The sequence below is a fragment of the Streptomyces naganishii JCM 4654 genome (assembly GCF_014650575.1).
Lineage (GTDB): Bacteria > Actinomycetota > Actinomycetes > Streptomycetales > Streptomycetaceae > Streptomyces > Streptomyces naganishii.
The window spans coordinates 103,729-121,443 of record NZ_BMVF01000006.1 but is presented as its reverse complement, the minus strand read 5'-3'; the positions used below and the strand labels follow the sequence as shown (position 1 = coordinate 121,443).

Sequence of the window (17,715 nt, the reverse complement as noted above, 5' to 3'; positions counted from 1 at the left end):
GGCTCGGCAGCGGTGGGGCGGGCGGCCGGTTGCCGGGGGCTGGTCGGTGTTGTCAGTGCGGCGGTCCACAATGGTCCGCGTCAGATCCGTCTCTCGCTTCAGCAAGGAGCCGGCAGCGATGGCCCGCCGCAGCACCAAGAACCCGCCGCCCGACGACCCGTACGAGGAGAAGATCCTCGACATCGACGTCGTCGACGAGATGCAGGGCTCCTTCCTCGAGTACGCGTACTCGGTCATCTACTCCCGCGCCCTGCCGGACGCCCGGGACGGGCTCAAGCCGGTGCACCGCCGGATCGTCTACCAGATGAACGAGATGGGCCTGCGCCCCGACCGCGGCTACGTCAAGTGCGCCCGTGTCGTCGGCGAGGTCATGGGCAAGCTGCACCCCCACGGCGACGCGTCGATCTACGACGCGCTGGTCCGCCTGGCCCAGCCCTTCTCGATGCGCGTCCCCCTGGTCGACGGCCACGGCAACTTCGGCTCGCTGGGCAACGACGACCCGCCGGCCGCCATGCGGTACACCGAGTGCCGGATGGCCGAGGCGACGTCCCTGATGACGGAGTCCATCGACGAGGACACCGTCGACTTCGCACCCAACTACGACGGCCAGGAGCAGGAGCCGGTCGCCCTGCCCGCCGCCTTCCCGAACCTGCTGGTGAACGGCTCCTCCGGCATCGCCGTCGGCATGGCCACCAACATGCCGCCGCACAACCTCGGTGAGGTGATCGCGGCCGCCCGCCACCTGATCCGCTATCCGAACGCGGACCTGGACGCGCTGATGAAGCACGTCCCGGGCCCCGACCTGCCCACGGGCGGCCGGATCGCCGGCCTGTCCGGGATCCGCGACGCCTACGAGACCGGGCGCGGCACGTTCAAGATCCGCGCCACGGTGTCGGTGGAGACCGTGACGGCCCGCCGCAAGGGCCTGGTCGTCACCGAGCTGCCGTTCGCGGTCGGCCCGGAGAAGGTGATCGCCAAGATCAAGGACCTGGTCGGCTCCAAGAAGATCCAGGGCATCGCCGACGTCAAGGACCTCACCGACCGCGAGCACGGACTGCGCCTGGTCATCGAGATCAAGAACGGCTTCGTGCCGGAGGCCGTCCTGGAGCAGCTCTACAAGCTGACGCCGATGGAGGAGTCCTTCGGCATCAACAACGTCGCCCTGGTCGACGGCCAGCCCCTGACGCTGGGCCTGAAGGAGCTGCTGGAGGTCTACCTCGACCACCGCTTCGACGTCGTGCGGCGCCGCAGCGAGTACCGCCGCGGCAAGCGACGCGACCGGCTGCACCTGGTCGAGGGCCTGCTCACCGCCCTCGTGGACATCGACGAGGTCATCCGGCTGATCCGCTCCAGCGAGAACTCCGCGCAGGCCAAGCAGCGCCTGATGGAGCGCTTCTCGCTGAGCGAGGTGCAGACCCAGTACATCCTCGACACCCCGCTGCGCCGCCTGACCAAGTACGACCGCATCGAGCTCGAGGCGGAGAAGGAGAAGCTCACCGCGGAGATCGAGGAGCTGACCCGGATCCTGGAGTCGGACGCCGAGCTGCGCAAGCTGGTCTCGGCCGAACTGGCCGCGGTCGCCAAGAAGTTCGCCAGCCCTCGGCGCACGGTGCTGCTGGAGTCCGCCTCGGTCCCGGTCGCCGCGGTGCCGCTGCAGGTGGCGGACGACCCGTGCCGCGTGCTGCTGTCCTCCACGGGTCTGCTGGCCCGTACGGCCAACGGCGATCCGCTCCCCAAGGACGCCGACGGCAAGCGGCACAAGCACGACGTGATCATCTCGGCGGTGCCCTCCACGGCCCGCGGCGAGGTGGGCGTGGTGACCTCGGCGGGCCGCCTGCTGCGGGTGAACGTCGTGGACCTGCCCCAGCTCCCGGAGACGGCGTCCGCGCCGAACCTCTCCGGGGGCGCGCCGCTCGCCGAGTTCGTCACCCTGGAGGGCGACGAGACGGCGGTGTGCCTGACCACGCTGGACGAGTCCTCGCCGGGCCTCGCGCTGGGCACCGAGCAGGGTGTCGTCAAGCGCGTGGTCCCCGACTACCCCTCCAACAAGGACGAGTTGGAGGTCATCACCCTCAAGGAGGGCGACCGGATCGTCGGCGCGGCCGAGCTGCGCACGGGCGAGGAGGACCTGGTCTTCATCACGGACGACGCCCAGCTGCTGCGCTACCAGGCCTCCCAGGTGCGGCCGCAGGGCCGTCCGGCCGGCGGCATGGCGGGCGTCAAACTCGCCGAGGGCGCCAAGGTCATCTCGTTCACGGCCGTCGACCCGGCCGCGGACGCGATCGTCTTCACGGTCGCCGGCTCGCGCGGGACACTCGACGACTCCGTGCAGACGACGGCCAAGGTGACCCCGTTCGACCAGTTCCCGCGCAAGGGCCGCGCCACCGGTGGCGTCCGCTGCCAGCGGTTCCTCAAGGGCGAGGACTGCCTGTCCTTCGCCTGGGCGGGCCCGGTCCCGGCCCGCGCCGCCCAGAAGAACGGCAACCCGGCCGAACTCCCGGACATCGACCCCCGCCGCGACGGCTCGGGCGTGTCCCTGGCGAAGACGGTGGCAGCGGTGGCGGGACCGGCGTAGACGGGAGATCGACGGGAGATCGACCGGGGGGCGGGCTCTCGGGGGCGGGGCTTCGGGCTTCGGGCTTCGGGCTTCGGGCTTCGGGCTTCGGGCTTCGGGCTTCGGGCTTCGGGACCAGGGTCTCGGGCTTCGGGGCCAGGGTCTCGGTCCGGGGTGCGGGGCGCGGGGCTTAGGCCTCGGGTGCGGGGACTCGGGACCGGGTGCACGGCCGCTTGGGCTTCGGTGGCGGGCCTCGGGTCCGGGGACGCGCAGGCTCGGGTTTCGGGGCCGGGGTGGCGAGGCCGGGTGCGCGGGAATTCCGGGCTTGGATGGCCCGATCGTGGGCATCCCGGTCCTCGGCACCCGGCCGGGGGCCGGCCCCGGCGGGCGCGTACTCGGGTCCGGGCGCCGGAGGTGCGGGCCTCGGCGGCCGGACCCTCCGGGCCGGTGCCGAAGGTTAGGGGCTCGGCGGTTTCACCCCGCAAGCCCGTGACGGGGGTTGGGCCTCGGCGGCCGGGCCTCGGGTCCGGAGCGTCGGCTCCGGGGCCGGGGTTAAGGGGTCTCGGGGTCCAGGGCCGCCGCGGCCGGATCCTCGGCGTACGCGTCGGCCGGGTACGGGTCCTCGCGGTCCTGTCCCCCGGCCTCCGGGTCCTCGCCGTCGCGTACGTAGCGCAGGACGCCCCACATGCCGTGTTCGTCGGCGTGCGGGGCGTCGCTCTCGCACGCCCTGAGTTCCTTGCCGAGCGCCTCGGTGTCGACGCCGGAGCCGATGAGCACGAGCTGGGTGAGCCGGGCGGGCTCGACGGCAGGCCACGGCTGCGGATAGAAGCGCAGGAAGCGGCCCACCGCGTGCACGAGGTAGCGGTTCCGCGTGTCGTGGGGGCCGAAGTCGACGTAACCCTTGATCCGGTACAGGCCCTCGGGCCGGCTGTCGAGGAACCCCATCAGCCGCCGCGGGTCGAGCGGTGCGGCGGAGACGAAGGCCAGGCTATCGTAGCCGGCGTGCAAGTGCCCGGCGTGGCCCTCGGCCCCGTCGTCCTCGTGGGGCGCGGCCAGGTCGTCGAAGGACAGCTGGCCGATCCGCTCCTCGCTCGGCCTCTTGTCGAAGAGGAACTCGGGGTCGACGCGGCCGTGGCGGGCCGGCACGACCGCGCCGCCGTCGACGAGGGACCGCACGAGCCCGAGGACGCGCTCGCCGTCGGCGGCCCGGTCGAGCTTGTTGACGACGACGAGGTCGGCGAGCGCGAGGTGCCGGTCGATCGCGGGGTGCCGGGCGCGGGTGTCGTCGAACTCGGCGGCGTCGACGACCTCGACGAGGCCGCCGTAGACGACTCGGGGGTTCTCGCTGGCCAGCACCATGCGGACGAGTTCCTGGGGTTCGGCGAGCCCGCTGGCCTCGATGACGATGACGTCGATGCCGGTGGCGGGGGCGGTGAGCCGGCCGAGGTAGTGGTCGAGTTCGCCGGCGTCGACCGCGCAGCACAGACACCCGTTGCCGAGCGAGACCGTGGAGTCCCCGAGCGCTCCGGCGACGGCCATGGCGTCGATCTCGATCGCGCCGAAGTCGTTCACGATCGCGCCGATGCGGGTGCCGCCGCTGTGGTGCAGAAGGTGGTTGAGGAGCGTCGTCTTGCCGGAGCCGAGGAATCCGGCGAGCACCACCACGGGGATCTGCGGCACGCCCGTCTCCACGCCCGAAACGGCCTGTGTGCTCGGATGCGGCCCCTGACCCGGACTCGGCTGACTCACCGTGCGACCTCTCTCACGCCGACGCGTGCACCGGCTCACGTCCGCGGTGCACCTGGGGGGATGGAATGCCGGTCCAGGATACGAGCCGCCGGAATCCCCGCTGTGGTGAACGATTGTTAGCAGCACGCGCGGGGCAGACGATGGACATGGCGCCGGACCGTGCGACCCTCGCTTCCCTCCGTGCGCCTCCTCTCCGCCTCCCCGCCGATCGGAGCCGCTCGGCACCCTGGGAGACGGCAAGCGCCGCCCACCGCTCGCCGGTCCCCGTCACCCGCCCCACGCCCCGACGACCGGCGGACGGCCGCCTGGATTCGGGGGTTGACATGGCCACACAGAGTTCCGGAGTACGGAGGATCGTTTCGGCATTCAAAGCGGGGTTCGCTGCCGCTACCGAGTCCGTCGCCGCACCGGCGTCACGGCACCGGCGCAGAGTCGCCCTCACCGAACAGCACCGGCTCCATTTCGACCTGCTCTGCAAAGCGATGGACGACCCCGCACTGACCGCAGTCCTCGACACCTACGAGACCGAGATCCCCCTGGACAAGCAGCGCCAGTTCCTTTTCGCGAACGCCCTCTACATCAACGCGCTGCACTTCCACCGGATCGGGGCCATGTCCCGCGGCGAGTTGTACGGGCATCTGCGGGTCATGGGGCAGAACCAGGTGTTCCGGGACTATTGGGAGGCGACCCGGCATCACCGCAAGAGCCTGCCGGTGACCTCGGAGGAGTACGCGCTGGGGCTGATGATGGACGATCTGATCCAGGAGCTGACCGACTCGGACTCCGACGAGTGGTGGGTCGTCGGCGAGCCGCCGGACGAACCGGAGTAGGAATTTCACTCACTCGCCAGGTGTGAAGTCGCTCAACTCGCGCTCCGGAGTGGATATCTTGTCGCCTGGCCCTCTCCGGGCACTCCGGCGAACACCCGCACGCCCGGAGACAGATCGCTCCGTTCAGACACCGGTTCGGAGATGCAGGCTCGGAGGAAGAAGAACCATCCCTTCGAGCTGTGAGGCGGTATCTCTCGGTGAAGATCGTGCGACGTGTCGGGGCCTCGCCCCGGGAGCGCGGCAGTGCTACGGGCCAGACGTGCCCCGACATCTTCGAGCTCAGCAACGGCGACTTCGCGGTCGTGGGCCGCGAGGCCACCGCGGAGCTCGACCCGGAACTGCCGACCGACGCCGCACGGGCCGACTACGAGCGGATCGTGGTCATCACCCGCGAGACTCTGGTGCGCGCCAAGCACGACATCCCCGACGCCTGACGAACTCCGGCCCGGCTCCGTGCGGTTCGGTGCGGTTCGGTGCGGTTCGGTGCGGTTCGGTGCGGTTCGGTGCGGTTCGGTGCGGTGCCCCGGCCCGCCGCGTCAGGCCGCGTGCGGCACGGCCACCGGGGCCTTCGGGCCGACGTAGCGCGCGACCGGGCGGATGATCTTCGAGTCCTCGGCCTGCTCGAGGATGTTGGCGCTCCAGCCGACCACCCGGGCCGCCGCGAAGGTCGGCGTGAACATCTCCCGCGGCAGGCCGCACAGTTCCATGACCACGCCCGCGTAGAACTCCACGTTCGTGTGGAGTTCGCGCCCCGGTTTGAGCTCGGCGAGGATGGCCTCCACCCGGCGCTCGACCTCCACGGCGAACTCCACACGCGGGCCGCCGAAGCGCTGGGCCGTCTCCCGCAGCATGCGGGAACGCGGGTCCTCGGTGCGGTACACGGCGTGCCCGAAGCCCATGATGCGGTCGCCGGCCAGGACGCGCGCACGGATCCAGGAGTCGATGCGATCGGGTGTGCCGATCGCGTCCAGGGTGTCCAGTGCGCGGCTCGGCGCTCCTCCGTGGAGTGGTCCCGACAGCGCTCCTACGGCCGCCACGAGGCACGCGGCCACGTCCGCTCCGGTGGACGCGACGACCCGCCCGGTGAAGGTTGAGGCATTGAATCCGTGATCAATGGTTGAGATCATGTATTGCTCGACTGCACGGGCCCGCTCCGGCTCCGGCTCGCGGCCCGTCAACATGTACAGGTAGTTGGCCGCGCAGGACAGGTCCTCGCGGGGCGGCACGGGCTCCAGGCCCCGCCCCAGCCGGTGCAGCGCGGTGAGCAGGGTGGGTACGGCCGCGCACGCCACGAGCGTGTCCTGCCGCCGCCGGTCGGCGTCGATGTCGTACACCGGGCGGAAGCCCCGGGCCGCACCCAGCAGCGACAGCGCGGTGCGCAGGCCGGAGAGCGGCCCGGAACGTGTGCTCGCCGCCGCTATCGCGGGCAGGGCCCCGGCGACCTCCTCGGGCAGCCGGCGCAGCGCGGCGGTCCGTGCGGCGAAGTCAGCGGCCTGCCGGGCGTCCGGAAGTTCACCGTGCACCAGCAGGTACCAGACGTCCTCGAAGCGGCGGGTGCGTGCGAGTTCGACGGCGGAGTACTGCCGGTAGTGGTAGAAGCCCTCGAGGCCCCGGACGTCACCGATTCGGGTGTCGGTGACCACGACTCCGGCGAGACCCCTCGGCGCGTCGACGAGAGTGGCTGCGGCCCTGTTGACGGACATGTTTCCTCCCTGGACTTGATTCGACTGTCCATGCTTGATTCCTATTCTGTCAACATTGATTCAATCAATATGCATCTACATCGAGCGGACGGATACGGTGACCCCATGCGCGATCAAGTAGCCCCCGGCGGCCCCGCGGAACGGCGGCTGACGACCAAGGAGACCGCCGAGGTGCTGGGCGTGAAGCCCGAAACCGTCTACGCGTACGTGAGCCGCGGTCAGCTGAGCAGCCGCCGCGGGGCGGGTGGGCGCGGCAGCACCTTCGACGCGGCCGAGGTCGAGGCGCTCGCCCGGCGCAACAGGCGGGACGGCGGCGGCTCGGGCTCCGGCGGCGAGCTCTCCGTGCGCACCCGCATCACGCTCATCGACCAGGACCGGTACTACTTCCGCGGAGTGGACGCCACCGAACTGGCCGCGCGGCACACTTACGAGGAGGTCGCCGAGTGGCTGTGGACCGGGGAGCTCCGCCCCGGCGCCGCGTTCACCGCGCCCGAGGCTTCTGTCGCCGTGGCCCGCCGCGCCGTGGACGCCCTGCCGGAGCACACCGGGCCCACCGACCGGCTCCGGGTCGCCGCGATCGCCGCCGCGGCCGCGGACCCGCTGCGCTTCGACCTGTCCGAGGACGCCGTGCTCGGCACGGCGCGCATCCTCATCCCGACCCTGGTCGCCGCGCTCCCCCCGGTGCCCTACGGCGGTCACCGCGACCCCGACCGCGGCCCGCTCGCCCGCCGGCTGTGGGCCCGGCTGAGCGGCCGCCCCGCCGACGAGGCGTCAACGCGCGTGCTGGACACGGCGCTCGCCCTGCTCGCCGACCACGACCTGGCCGCCTCCACCCTCGCCGTGCGCGTCGCCGCCTCCGCCCGCGCGCACGCCTACGCGGCCGTGTCGGCCGGGCTGGGCGTGATCGAGGGCCCGCTGCACGGCGCGGCCAGCGGCCTGGCCCACCGGCTGCTGCTGGAGGTGCTCGACCGGGGCTCCGCGGGACCCGTGATCGCCGAGGAGCTCCGGGACGGCCGCCGCATCCCCGGGCTCGGCCACCGCCTCTACACCGGCGAGGACCCCCGCGCGAGTGCCCTCTTCGCGCTCCTGGCGGACGTGCCCCGCGCCGCCCCCGCGCTCGCCGCGGCCCGCGACGTCGTGGCCACCACGGCCCGCCACGCCCCGCTGCACGCCAACGTCGACCTGGCCCTCGCCGTGTTCACCGCCTCCGCCGGGATGGACGCCACGGCGGGCGAGACGATCTTCGCTGTCGCGCGCACGGCGGGCTGGATCGCCCATGCCCTGGAGGAGTACGGGGAGCGCCCCCTGCGCATGCGCCCGAGCGGCCAGTACGTCGGCCCCCGCCCGCCGCAGCCGCTGCCCTGAACGGAGTCCGCTGCGCGGGGCCACGGCGGCCCGCGGACCAGATCACTCCGACGGCCGGAAGTCGCTTCACCCGCGGTCAGGTTAGGCTCACCTGTGTGAGTAGGTGCTCGACCGTCTCCCGGCAGCTCGACGAGCCGATGGCCGCGACCGCGGTCACCGCGACGACATGGCTGCTGCTGGAGCAGCCCGGCCCGTGGGGCGCCAAGGCGCTCACCTCGAGCCATCTGGATCCCGCCCTCGGCCGCGCGCTGGACCGCGCCACGCGGGGCACCGGTGTGCGCGTCGCGCTGATCCGCCGCCCCGGCCGCCACGCCGACCGCCGCACGCCCTCCGTGCGGCAGGTGTACGCGGCCCACACGGTGCCGGGGAACCCCTGGCTGCGCGGCGCCGCCATCACCGAGCCGGAACACCTGCTGGACCTGGACTTCACCGCGCTCGGCCGGGGCGACCACGACACCTTCGACACGGTGCTGGAGGGCGCGGCCCACGTGGGCGGCCCGCTCGCGTTCGTGTGCACCAACGGCAAGCGCGACCGGTGCTGCGCCCTCCTCGGCCGCCCCCTCGCGGCCGAGCTCGCCTCCTCGGGCGTGCGCGGGGTCTGGGAGGTCACGCACCTGGGCGGCCACCGCTTCTCGCCCACGCTGCTCGTCCTGCCGTACGGATACGCCTACGGCAGGGCCGAGGCGCACGCCGTCAAGGACGTCCTGCACGCCGTCCAGGAGGGCCGCGTCGTCCTGGACGGCTGCCGGGGCCGCACCGCCTGGGAACGGCCCGGACAGGCCGCGGAGCTGGCCGTGCGGGCGGCCGCGGACGAGTACCGCGCGGACGCCCTCACCGTCGTGCGCGCCGACGGCGCCGCACCCCACTGGGAGGTCACCGTCGCCCACGCCGACGGACGCCGGTGGCGGGTGAGGGTGCGGCAGACGGCCGCCGCGCCGCCCCGCCCGGAGAGCTGCGGCGCGTCGGTCCTGGGCGGCCCCGCGCTCATGGACGTGGTGGCGCTGCGGGAAGTCACCGCCACCCGGCTCGCCGGCTGACGGTGCCCGCCTCGCCGGCCGGCGTGCCCGCGCGGGGTGACCGAGATCCGCGGCACACCTCTGGGGCGGCCGCCACCGGCCGACGTACCGTCGTGGGCATGAATGGCACTCCCCCCGCACGCCGCCGTCGCCTGGGCCTGCCCCGGCGGGTCTTCTCGCAGGTGCTGCTGATGCAGCTGGCGATCGCCGCGGGGGTGGCGGTGCTCGCGACCGGGCTGTTCCTCGCGCCGCTCAGCCACCAGCTGGACGAGCAGGCGATGCGCCGGGCCCTCGCCATCGCCGAGACCACCGCGCAGAACCCGCAGATCGCGCGGAACCTGCGGAGCACCGCGCCGAGCGCCGACGGGCCCGTGCAGCGGGAGGCGGAACGCATCCGGAAGGCCACCGGCGCCGAGTACGTCGTGGTGATGGACAACCACGGCACCCGCTGGTCGCACACGGACCCGTGGCAGATCGGCGAACACGTCTCGACGAGCCCTGACGCGGCCCTCGCCGGCGAGGAGGTCATGGAGATCGACACCGGCACCCTGGGCCGCTCCGCGCGCGGCAAGGTGCCGCTGTACGACTCGGGCCACCACATCATCGGCGCGGTCTCGGTCGGCATCGCCTACGACAGCGTGCGCGCCAAGCTCGTCGACACCGTCCCGAGCCTGTTCGCCTACGCGGGCGGCGCACTGGCCGCCGGCGCGCTGGCCGCCTGGCTGATCTCCCGGCGGGTGCAGCGGCAGACGCGGGACCTGGCCTTCTCCGACATCGCGGCCCTGCTCGCCGAGCGCGAGGCGATGCTGCACGGCATACGGGAAGGCGTGGTGGCCCTCGACCGCGGCGGCCGCATCCGGCTGCTCAACGACGAGGCACGGCGGCTGCTCGGCATCGGCGACGAGGCGGTCGGCCGGTCGCTGGACGAGGCACTCGGCGAGGGCCGTACGACGGACGTGCTGGCGGGGCGGGTCACGGGGACCGACCTGCTCACCGTGCGCGGGCAGCGGGTCCTGGTCGCCAACCGCATGCCCACCGACGACGGGGCCGCCGTCGCCACGCTGCGCGACCGCACCGAACTGGAGCAGCTGGGCCGGGAACTGGACTCCACGCGCGGGCTGATCGACGCCCTGCGCGCGCAGGACCACGAGCACGCCAACCGCATGCACACCCTGCTCGGGCTGCTGGAGCTGGAGATGTACGACGACGCCGTGGAGTTCGTCGGGGAGGTGGTCGGCGACCACCGGGCCACGGCCGAGCAGGTCACCGAGAAGATCCAGGACCCGCTGCTCGCCGCGCTGCTGGTCGGCAAGGCGACCGTGGCCGCCGAGCGGGGAGTCGCCCTGTGGGTCTCGGACCGTACCTGGCTGCCGGACCGGCTGGTCGACCCCAGGGGTCTGGTGACGGTCGTCGGCAATCTGGTGGACAACGCACTGGACGCCGTGGCGGCGACCCCGCACGCGCGCGTGGAGGTCGAACTGCGCACCGAGGGACGTACCGCGGTCCTGGAGGTGTCCGACACCGGTCCCGGAATCCCGGCGGATCGGCGCGAGCAGATCTTCACGGAGGGCTGGTCGACCAAGCAGCCGCCCGCGCACGGCAGACGCGGCATCGGCCTGTCCCTGGTGCGCAGGCTCGCCGAGCGGCAGGGCGGGCAGGTGACCGTGGGCGAGGCGCCCGGTGGCGGCGCCCGGTTCGTCGTCGTACTGCCGGAGGCGCTGGCCGAGACGGAGCTGGTTCCGGCGGAGCCGGCACCGCTTCCGCGGGTCTTGGCCGCCCCAGGGGCGGGCCACGGCCTTGTCGGGGAGGAGCCGGCACCGTGATCGAGGTCCTGGTCGTCGACGACGACACGCGGGTCGCGCGGGTCAACGCCGCCTACGTCGGGAAGGTCCCGGGCTTCCGTGTGGCGGCCGAGGCGCACAGCGCCGCCGAGGCCCTGCACCGGCTGGAGACGCTGCCGCGCGTGGACCTGGTGCTCATGGACCACTACCTGCCCGACGAGACGGGCCTCGACGTGGTCCGTGAGATGCGGCGGCGCGGCCACCAGACCGACGTGATCATGGTGACGGCGGCCCGGGACGTGGCGACCGTGCAGTCGGCGATGCGGCAGGGGGTGCTGCAGTACCTGGTCAAGCCGTTCGCCTTCGCGGGGCTGCGGGCCAAACTGGAGGCGTACGCGCGGCTGCGCCGCACCCTGGACGGCGGCGGGGAGGCCGAACAGCCGGAGGTGGACCGGATCTTCGCAGCGCTGTCCGCGCCGTCGCCGCGCGAGCTGCCCAAGGGCCACTCCCCCGCCACCGCAGCCCTGGTGCGCCGGTCCCTGATGGACGCCGGGGAGCCGTTGTCGGCCCAGGAGGTCGCCGACCGGACGGGGGTGAGCCGGCAGACCGCCCAGCGCTATCTGAAGCTGCTGGAACGCGCGGGACGGGTCCGGCTGACCCTGAGGTACGGCGACGCGGGCCGCCCTGAACACCGTTACGTGTGGGCGGCCCGCGCCTGAGGACACGGCTCGTGGGGCGGGGGAAGAGACCGTGTCCCCCCTTGCATACGGATGTCAGCCGGTCGCCTTCTCGACGAACTCGGTGGTGTACGTCTTGGACAGGTCCACCTTGGCGTTCTTGATGTTGGGGTTGAACGACTTGAGGACCTTCTCAACGGTCTCGGGGCCGTTCGCGGGCATCACGCCGTCCTCGGTGAACATCGGCAGCGTGCTCTTGATGGCCGACGCGTACAGGAACTTGTTGCCCTGCGAGTAGTCGGCGGGCATCTTTTCGGCGATCTCGGTGGCGCTGTGGGTGGACATCCACTTGAGCGTCTTGACGAAGGCGTTGGCCAGCTTCTGGACGGTCTCCTTGTGACCGTTGACCCAGTCCGTCTGCATGTACAGGCTTGACGACGGGTACGGACCGCCGAGTGCCTCAAGGGATCCCTGCGGCGTCCGCATGTCGAGCAGGACCTTGCCGGCCTTCTTGTCCAGGATCGTCGCGACGGTCGGGTCGGTCGTCATGCCGCCGTCGATGGAGCCCTTCTGGAGGGCGGAGATGAAGGTCGGTCCGGCGCCGACGGCGACCGGGGTGAAGTCGCTGACCTTCACGCCGTTCTTGACGGCGAGGTACTTGGTGAGGAAGTCGGTCGAGGAGCCGAGGCCGGTGATGCCGAGCTTCTTGCCCTTGAAGTCCTTCGGCGAAGTGATCTTGTTCGCGGCCTTGTTGGAGACGACCTCCACCTCGCCCGGGGCGCGCGAGAACTGGACGACGGACTCGACGGACTTGCCCTTGACCTGGAGGTCGAGGGTGTGGTCGTAGAAGCCGACGGCGCCCTGGACCTGGCCGGAGACCAGCGCGGTCTCCGCCTGCACGCCGGCGGGCTCGCTCAGCAACTCGACGTCCAGGCCCTCCGCCGAGAAGTAGCCCAGGCGCTGGGTGAGCATCGCGGGCAGGTAGATGACCTTGTCCAGGCCACCGACCATGATCTTGACGTGCTCGCCCTTGCCGCCCCCGCCGCTGCCGGTGACGGCCGTCGAGCCGGCCGCGTCGTTGGCGCAGGCGGTGAGGGAGGACAGGGCGAGCAGGCCGGCGGCGGCCGACGCGATGAATCTGGCGGACTGGCGCATGAGGGTTTCACGTCCTTGTGAGATGACTCGCGGGCGGAAGGCCCGCGGGAAGGTGGTGCGGGACAGGGAGCGGGGTGTGTGGTCTCGCGGTGTGGTGCCCGGGCGTGCTGCCGGGCGGGCGGTTCAGTGCCCGGAGTCGGCCGGCTTCCAGCGGAAGATGCGGCGCTCGGCGAAGGTGAGCAGCCCCTCGGCGACGAGGGCGACCGCGGCCAGGATGACCATCGCGGCGTACACACCGGCCGCGTTGAAGGTGCCCTGGGACTGCGCGACGAGCAGGCCGATGCCCTTGGTGGCGCCGATGTACTCGCCGACGATGGCGCCGATGAGGGCGAAGCCGAAGCTGACGTGGAGGCTGGTGAAGATCCACGAGGTCGCGGACGGGATGACCACCTGGAGCGTCACCCGGCGGTCGCTCGCGCCGAGGATCCTCGCGTTGGACACCAGGTTGCGGTCCACCTCGCGGGCGCCCTGGAAGGCGTTGAAGAACACCGGGAAGAAGACGAGGACGACCGCGGAGGCGACCTTGGAGGCCGGTCCGAGCCCGAACCAGATCACGAAGATCGGGGCGAGGACGATCCTCGGTATGGAGTTGAGCACCTTGATGTACGGGCCGAGGACGTCGGCGAGGAAGGCGATGCGGCCGAGCGCGATGCCGAGGACCACACCGGCGACCACGCCGAACGCCCAGCCGAGCAGGGCCTCGTGAAGGGTGAACCAGATCTGCTCGCCGAGCGAGCCGAGCGCGGTGCCGTGCGTGACCCAGGTCCAGATCTGGTCCCAGATCTGCGAGGGCATCGAGAAGTTGAACGGGTCGATGACCTTCGCCCGCGAGAGCACCTCCCACAGGCCGAGCACGGCCACCAGGAGCACCAGGCGGGCCGAGCTGACGACCGCCTTGCGCTTGCGCGCCGCACGGGCCCGGGACTGGGCGCGGTCGGTCGGCTTGGCCGTGTCGACGACCGGAGTGCTGAGCACCTCAGGCGACATGGGCGGCACCCCTCTCGCGCGTGATGCGGACCTCTTCGCCGAGGGACTCCCAGATCTCCCGGTAGATGTCGATGAAGTGCGACTCCAGGCGCACCTGCTCGACCTTGCGCGGGCGCGGCAGGTCGATGTCGAAGACCTGCTTCACGGTCGCGGGACCGGCGGTCATCACGACGACCCGGTCGGCCAGCGCGATGGCCTCCTCCAGGTCGTGGGTGACGAAGACGACGGAGGAGCCGGTGCCCTCCCACAACTCGAGGAGCTCGTCCGACATCAGGGCCCGGGTCTGCACGTCGAGGGCCGAGAAGGGCTCGTCCATCAGCAGGATCTCGGGGTCGTTGACGAAGGTGGCGGCGAGGGCGACGCGCTTGCGCTGTCCGCCGGAGAGCTGGTGCGGGTAGCGGTCCTCGAACGCGGAGAGGCCGACCCGGGCCAGCCAGGCGCGCGCCTTCTCCTTGGCCTCCGCCTTCGGCACACCGCGGAAGCGGGGCCCGGCCATCACGTTGGACAGCACGGTGCGCCAGGGGAAGGTGGCGTCCTGCTGGAAGACGAAACCGACCTTGCCGCCGACGCCGCGGACCTGCTCGCCGGCCACCAGCACGTCGCCCTCGGTGGGCTCCTCCAGCCCGCTGACCAGGGTCAGCGTCGTCGACTTGCCGCAGCCGGTCGGACCGACCACCGCCACGAACTCGCCACGCCGGACGGTGAGGTCGAGATCCCTGACGGCGGTGTGCAAGCCTCCTGACGGCGTCTTGAACGTCTTGCTCGCGCCCCGTAGCTCGATGGCGGGGCTCGTGTCTGTGCTCATGGCCCGGGACGGTAGATGTGGCCCCGGCCACAGCAGGAGTCTTCTGAGCGCAAGCCGTTGTTTTGCTCGCAAGGACCTGTTGTGCTCTTTTTGCTCGCGCTACAACAACGGAGCCGAAACACGGGCTTAACGCTCGCCTGGCCTTGGGAGAAAGAGGCCCGATGATTGACGTCCTGGTGGTCGACGACGACTTCCGTGTCGCTGAGATAAACGCGAAATACGTGGGGAAGGTTCCCGGCTTCCGGGTGGCCGCCCGCGCGCACAGTGCCGCCCAGGCGCTGACGGCCGTACAGCGCGGGGGTGTCGACCTCGTCCTGCTCGACCACTACCTGCCCGACCGGACGGGGCTTGAACTCGTCCACCGCATGCGCGAACAGGGCATCGGCACCGACGTCATCATGATCACCGCGGCGGGCGACGTGGCGACCGTGCAGCAGGCGATGCGGCTGGGCGCGCTGCACTATCTGGTCAAGCCCTTCACCTTCGCCGCGCTGCGCACCCGGCTGGACTCCTACGCCGCGCTGCGCCGCACCGTGGACCGGGTCGGCGGGCACGGCGTCACCGGGCAGGAGCAGGTGGACCGGATCTTCGGCGCCCTGCGCACCGCACCGGCGCCCTCCTCGCCCGGCCTGCCCAGCGGCCACTCGGAGCCCACGACCGACCTGATCTGCGGGGTGCTGCACCGCGCCGGCCAGCCCCTGTCGGCCCACGAGGTGGCGGCCAGGACGGGCCTGAGCCGCTCCACGGCCCAGCGTTACCTGCGCCACCTCGAACAGGCCGGCCGGCTGCGCCTGTCCCTGCGCTACGGCGACACGGGACGCCCCGAGCACCGGTACGCGTGGGTGGCGCCGTAGCAGCCCGGGCCCGCGGACGGTGTCCTTCCACGCCGCCGTAGGGGCCCCTGATCACACGGCTCCCGCCCCCGTCAGCGAACGGACCTCCGTCTCCGCGTGCTTGGCCGCGTCGGGCAGCTCGGGCGAGGTGACCGTGCCGAGCCAGCCCGCGAGGAAGCCGAGCGGGATGGAGACGATGCCCGGGTTCTGCAGCGGGAAGAACTGGAAGTCGGTGCCCGGGAAGAGCGAGTCGGGGCTCCCGGAGACCACTGGCGAGAGCACGACCAGCAAGAGCGCGGGGATCAGGCCGCCGTACACGGCCCACACCGCGCCACGGGTGGTGAACGCCCGCCAGAACAGCGAGTACAGCAGCACCGGCAGGTTCGCCGAGGCGGCGACGGCGAAGGCCAGCCCGACCAGGAAGGCGACGTTGAGGTCACGGGCGAGCAGACCGAGGGCGATGGCGACCACGCCGATGCCCACGGCCGCGACGCGCGCGACGGTCACCTCGCTGCGCTGCCGGCCGCCCGGGTGGCGCAGGGACGCGTACAGGTCGTGCGCCACCGACGCCGAGGAGGCGAGCGTGATGCCGGCCACGACGGCGAGGATGGTGGCGAACGCGACGGCCGCCACCACCGCGAACAGCACCGTCCCCGCGGTGGAGTCCGCGCCGCCGCCGAGGTCGAGGGCCAGCAGCGGAACCGCCGTGTTCCCCGCGGCGTTCGACCCGCGCACCGCGTCCGGTCCCACGATGGCGGCCGCGCCGAAGCCGAGCACGATCGTCATCAGGTAGAAGCCGCCGATGAGCCCGATCGACCAGATCACCGACCGCCGGGCGGCCCTCGCGGTCGGGACGGTGTAGAAGCGGGAGAGGATGTGCGGCAGCCCGCCCGTGCCGAGCACCAGCGCGAGCCCCAGGCTGATGAAGTCCAGGCGCGCGGTCCAGCCGCCGCCGTACTTCAGACCCGGGGCGAGGAACGCGTTCCCGTGGCCGCTGCGATCGGCCGCGGTGAGCAGCAGCCGGTCGAGGTCGCCGTGGAAGCGGATCATGACGAGCGCGGTCAGGACGACGGTGCCGCCCAGCAGCAGTACCGCCTTGACGATCTGGATCCAGGTGGTGGCGCGCATGCCGCCCAGCGACACGTAGATCACCATCAGCGCGCCGACGCCGATGACGGTCCACGCCTGCGCGGCCTCGCCGGTCCGGCCGAGGAGCAGCGCCACCAGGCTTCCCGCGCCCACCATCTGCGCCACCAGGTACAGCACGGACACGGTGACCGAGGAGGTGCCCGCGGCGATGCGCACCGGCCGCTCCCTCATCCGGGTCGCGACCACGTCGGCGAGGGTGAACCGCCCGCAGTTGCGCACGAGTTCCGCGACGAGGAACAGCACCACCAGCCAGGCGACCTGGAACCCCACCACGTACAGCAGTCCGTCGTAGCCGAACAGCGCGATGAGTCCGGTGACGCCGAGGAAGGAGGCGGCGGACATGTAGTCGCCCGCGATGGCAAAACCATTCTCCATCGGTGAGAACAGCCGCCCGCCCGCGTAGAACTCCTCCGCCGAGCCCTGCCGGTGGCGGCTCACCCAGGTGGTGATCCCCAGGGTGACGGCGACGAACACACTGAACAGCAGCAGCGCCAGGCTCTGGTGGTCTGCGCTCATGAGGCACCGCCCCGCACACCGCGCGTCAGTTCCTGTGTATCCCAGCGCAGTTCGAGCGCGGCCCGGTCCCGGCGCAGACGTGCGTGCCGGGCGTAGGCCCAGGTGAACAGGAAGGTGGTGAGGAACTGCCCGACCCCCGCGACCATCGCCACGTTCACCGCTCCCGCCACCGGCCGCGCCATGAAATCGGGCGCGGTGGTCGCGGTGACGACGTACCCGACGTACCAGGTGAGGAAGACCGCCGCTCCCGGCACCACGAACCTCCGGTACCGGCTGCGCACTTCCTGGAACGCCGCGCTGCGCTGCACCTCGAGGTACACGTCGGCCGCCGCTTCGGCGCCCCCTTGGGGCCGCTCCTCCCGGCGGGCCGCCGGCACCCGCGCGGTGGGGGCGCCTCTCGCCTCGCCCTCGCCCCAGCCGGAGGCCAGCGCGTCGTACCAGGGGTCGCGGTATCGCGTGTCCTCGGGCGCCGGGGTCCGGTCGGGGTGGTCCCCTGACACGTTCGCTGATTCGTCCCCGGCGCCGCGGGAACGACCGTTGCTTGACTGCATGACCAAGGATGGACAGACCGGGAGGATTTCTGACTTCCGTTCCC

General features: G+C 72.0%; 15 protein-coding genes. 8 read left to right on the top strand and 7 right to left on the bottom strand.

Annotated features, from left to right (window positions below; all coding sequences use genetic code 11):
• Positions 1-118 precede the first annotated feature (118 nt).
• Positions 119-2,575: a DNA gyrase/topoisomerase IV subunit A gene (locus IE217_RS12855; RefSeq protein ID WP_190177964.1), complete on the top strand. Its 2,457-nt coding sequence runs from the start codon at positions 119-121 to the stop codon at positions 2,573-2,575.
• Between the two features lie 531 nt (positions 2,576-3,106).
• On the opposite strand, the gene IE217_RS12850 is transcribed toward IE217_RS12855, so the two are convergent.
• Positions 3,107-4,246 carry a CobW family GTP-binding protein gene (locus tag IE217_RS12850; protein ID WP_190177963.1) on the bottom strand — a complete coding sequence of 380 codons (1,140 nt, stop codon included), beginning with the start codon at positions 4,244-4,246 and terminating at the stop codon, positions 3,107-3,109.
• A gap of 122 nt (positions 4,247-4,368) precedes the next feature.
• Here IE217_RS12850 and IE217_RS12845 point away from each other — a divergent pair, with 122 nt between their 5' ends.
• On the top strand, positions 4,369-5,133 hold the full coding sequence (locus tag IE217_RS12845) for a DUF6082 family protein (protein ID WP_308432724.1): 765 nt from the start codon (positions 4,369-4,371) through the stop codon (positions 5,131-5,133).
• Positions 5,134-5,330: 197 nt separating this feature from the next.
• A complete protein-coding gene (locus IE217_RS12840) occupies positions 5,331-5,567 on the top strand; it encodes a hypothetical protein (RefSeq protein WP_190177961.1) in 237 nt (78 codons plus the stop codon).
• Positions 5,568-5,669: 102 nt separating this feature from the next.
• On the opposite strand, the gene IE217_RS12835 is transcribed toward IE217_RS12840, so the two are convergent.
• Positions 5,670-6,836, bottom strand: a complete 1,167-nt coding sequence (locus IE217_RS12835; protein ID WP_190177960.1) for a citrate synthase/methylcitrate synthase — start codon at positions 6,834-6,836, stop codon at positions 5,670-5,672.
• 105 nt (positions 6,837-6,941) lie between these two features.
• Between IE217_RS12835 and IE217_RS12830 the strand changes: the two genes are divergently transcribed.
• The 4 genes from IE217_RS12830 (at position 6,942) to IE217_RS12815 (ending at position 11,717) form a co-directional block, all read left to right on the top strand.
• Complete coding sequence (locus IE217_RS12830) at positions 6,942-8,201, top strand: citrate synthase (protein WP_190177959.1); 1,260 nt, start codon at positions 6,942-6,944, stop codon at positions 8,199-8,201.
• A 95-nt stretch (positions 8,202-8,296) separates the two neighbouring features.
• Entirely contained in the window at positions 8,297-9,238 is a 942-nt protein-coding gene (locus IE217_RS12825) for a ferredoxin family protein (RefSeq protein ID WP_190177958.1), read from the top strand.
• Positions 9,239-9,336: 98 nt separating this feature from the next.
• Complete coding sequence (locus IE217_RS12820; RefSeq protein ID WP_190177957.1) at positions 9,337-11,040, top strand: ATP-binding protein; 1,704 nt, start codon at positions 9,337-9,339, stop codon at positions 11,038-11,040.
• Entirely contained in the window at positions 11,037-11,717 is a 681-nt protein-coding gene (locus IE217_RS12815) for a response regulator (protein WP_190177956.1), read from the top strand. The genes IE217_RS12820 and IE217_RS12815 overlap by 4 nt, the downstream gene beginning before the upstream one ends.
• 54 nt (positions 11,718-11,771) lie before the next feature.
• Here the strand turns inward: IE217_RS12815 and IE217_RS12810 are convergent, their stop codons facing one another.
• The 3 genes from IE217_RS12810 to IE217_RS12800 form a co-directional block, all read right to left on the bottom strand.
• Positions 11,772-12,830: an ABC transporter substrate-binding protein gene (locus tag IE217_RS12810; RefSeq protein WP_190177955.1), complete on the bottom strand. Its 1,059-nt coding sequence runs from the start codon at positions 12,828-12,830 to the stop codon at positions 11,772-11,774.
• 123 nt (positions 12,831-12,953) lie between these two features.
• On the bottom strand, positions 12,954-13,817 hold the full coding sequence (locus IE217_RS12805) for an ABC transporter permease (protein WP_190177954.1): 864 nt from the start codon (positions 13,815-13,817) through the stop codon (positions 12,954-12,956).
• Positions 13,807-14,622, bottom strand: coding sequence for an ABC transporter ATP-binding protein (locus IE217_RS12800; protein WP_190177953.1), 816 nt, complete (start codon positions 14,620-14,622; stop codon positions 13,807-13,809). Before IE217_RS12800 ends, IE217_RS12805 begins: the two co-directional genes overlap by 11 nt.
• A gap of 161 nt (positions 14,623-14,783) precedes the next feature.
• On the opposite strand from IE217_RS12800, the gene IE217_RS12795 reads away from it, so the two are divergent.
• Entirely contained in the window at positions 14,784-15,476 is a 693-nt protein-coding gene (locus IE217_RS12795; RefSeq protein ID WP_190177952.1) for a response regulator, read from the top strand.
• Between the two features lie 51 nt (positions 15,477-15,527).
• Here the strand turns inward: IE217_RS12795 and IE217_RS12790 are convergent, their stop codons facing one another.
• Together IE217_RS12790 and IE217_RS12785 are read right to left on the bottom strand one after the other, a co-directional pair.
• On the bottom strand, positions 15,528-17,120 hold the full coding sequence (locus tag IE217_RS12790) for a monocarboxylic acid transporter (protein ID WP_190177951.1): 1,593 nt from the start codon (positions 17,118-17,120) through the stop codon (positions 15,528-15,530).
• On the bottom strand, positions 17,117-17,671 hold the full coding sequence (locus tag IE217_RS12785; RefSeq protein ID WP_190177950.1) for a DUF485 domain-containing protein: 555 nt from the start codon (positions 17,669-17,671) through the stop codon (positions 17,117-17,119). The genes IE217_RS12790 and IE217_RS12785 overlap by 4 nt, the downstream gene beginning before the upstream one ends.
• Positions 17,672-17,715: the final 44 nt, after the last annotated feature.

Bases quoted from the DNA above. Each gene is read 5' to 3' on its own strand.
- IE217_RS12855 (WP_190177964.1), top strand. From the start codon at position 119: ATGGCCCGCCGCAGCACCAAGAACCCGCCGCCCGACGACCCGTACGAG.
- IE217_RS12845 (WP_308432724.1), top strand. From the start codon at position 4,369: ATGCCGGTCCAGGATACGAGCCGCCGGAATCCCCGCTGTGGTGAACGA.
- IE217_RS12835 (WP_190177960.1), bottom strand. From the start codon at position 6,836: ATGTCCGTCAACAGGGCCGCAGCCACTCTCGTCGACGCGCCGAGGGGT.
- IE217_RS12830 (WP_190177959.1), top strand. From the start codon at position 6,942: ATGCGCGATCAAGTAGCCCCCGGCGGCCCCGCGGAACGGCGGCTGACG.
- IE217_RS12820 (WP_190177957.1), top strand. From the start codon at position 9,337: ATGAATGGCACTCCCCCCGCACGCCGCCGTCGCCTGGGCCTGCCCCGG.
- IE217_RS12810 (WP_190177955.1), bottom strand. From the start codon at position 12,830: ATGCGCCAGTCCGCCAGATTCATCGCGTCGGCCGCCGCCGGCCTGCTC.
- IE217_RS12805 (WP_190177954.1), bottom strand. From the start codon at position 13,817: ATGTCGCCTGAGGTGCTCAGCACTCCGGTCGTCGACACGGCCAAGCCG.
- IE217_RS12800 (WP_190177953.1), bottom strand. From the start codon at position 14,622: ATGAGCACAGACACGAGCCCCGCCATCGAGCTACGGGGCGCGAGCAAG.
- IE217_RS12795 (WP_190177952.1), top strand. From the start codon at position 14,784: ATGATTGACGTCCTGGTGGTCGACGACGACTTCCGTGTCGCTGAGATA.
- IE217_RS12790 (WP_190177951.1), bottom strand. From the start codon at position 17,120: ATGAGCGCAGACCACCAGAGCCTGGCGCTGCTGCTGTTCAGTGTGTTC.
- IE217_RS12785 (WP_190177950.1), bottom strand. From the start codon at position 17,671: ATGCAGTCAAGCAACGGTCGTTCCCGCGGCGCCGGGGACGAATCAGCG.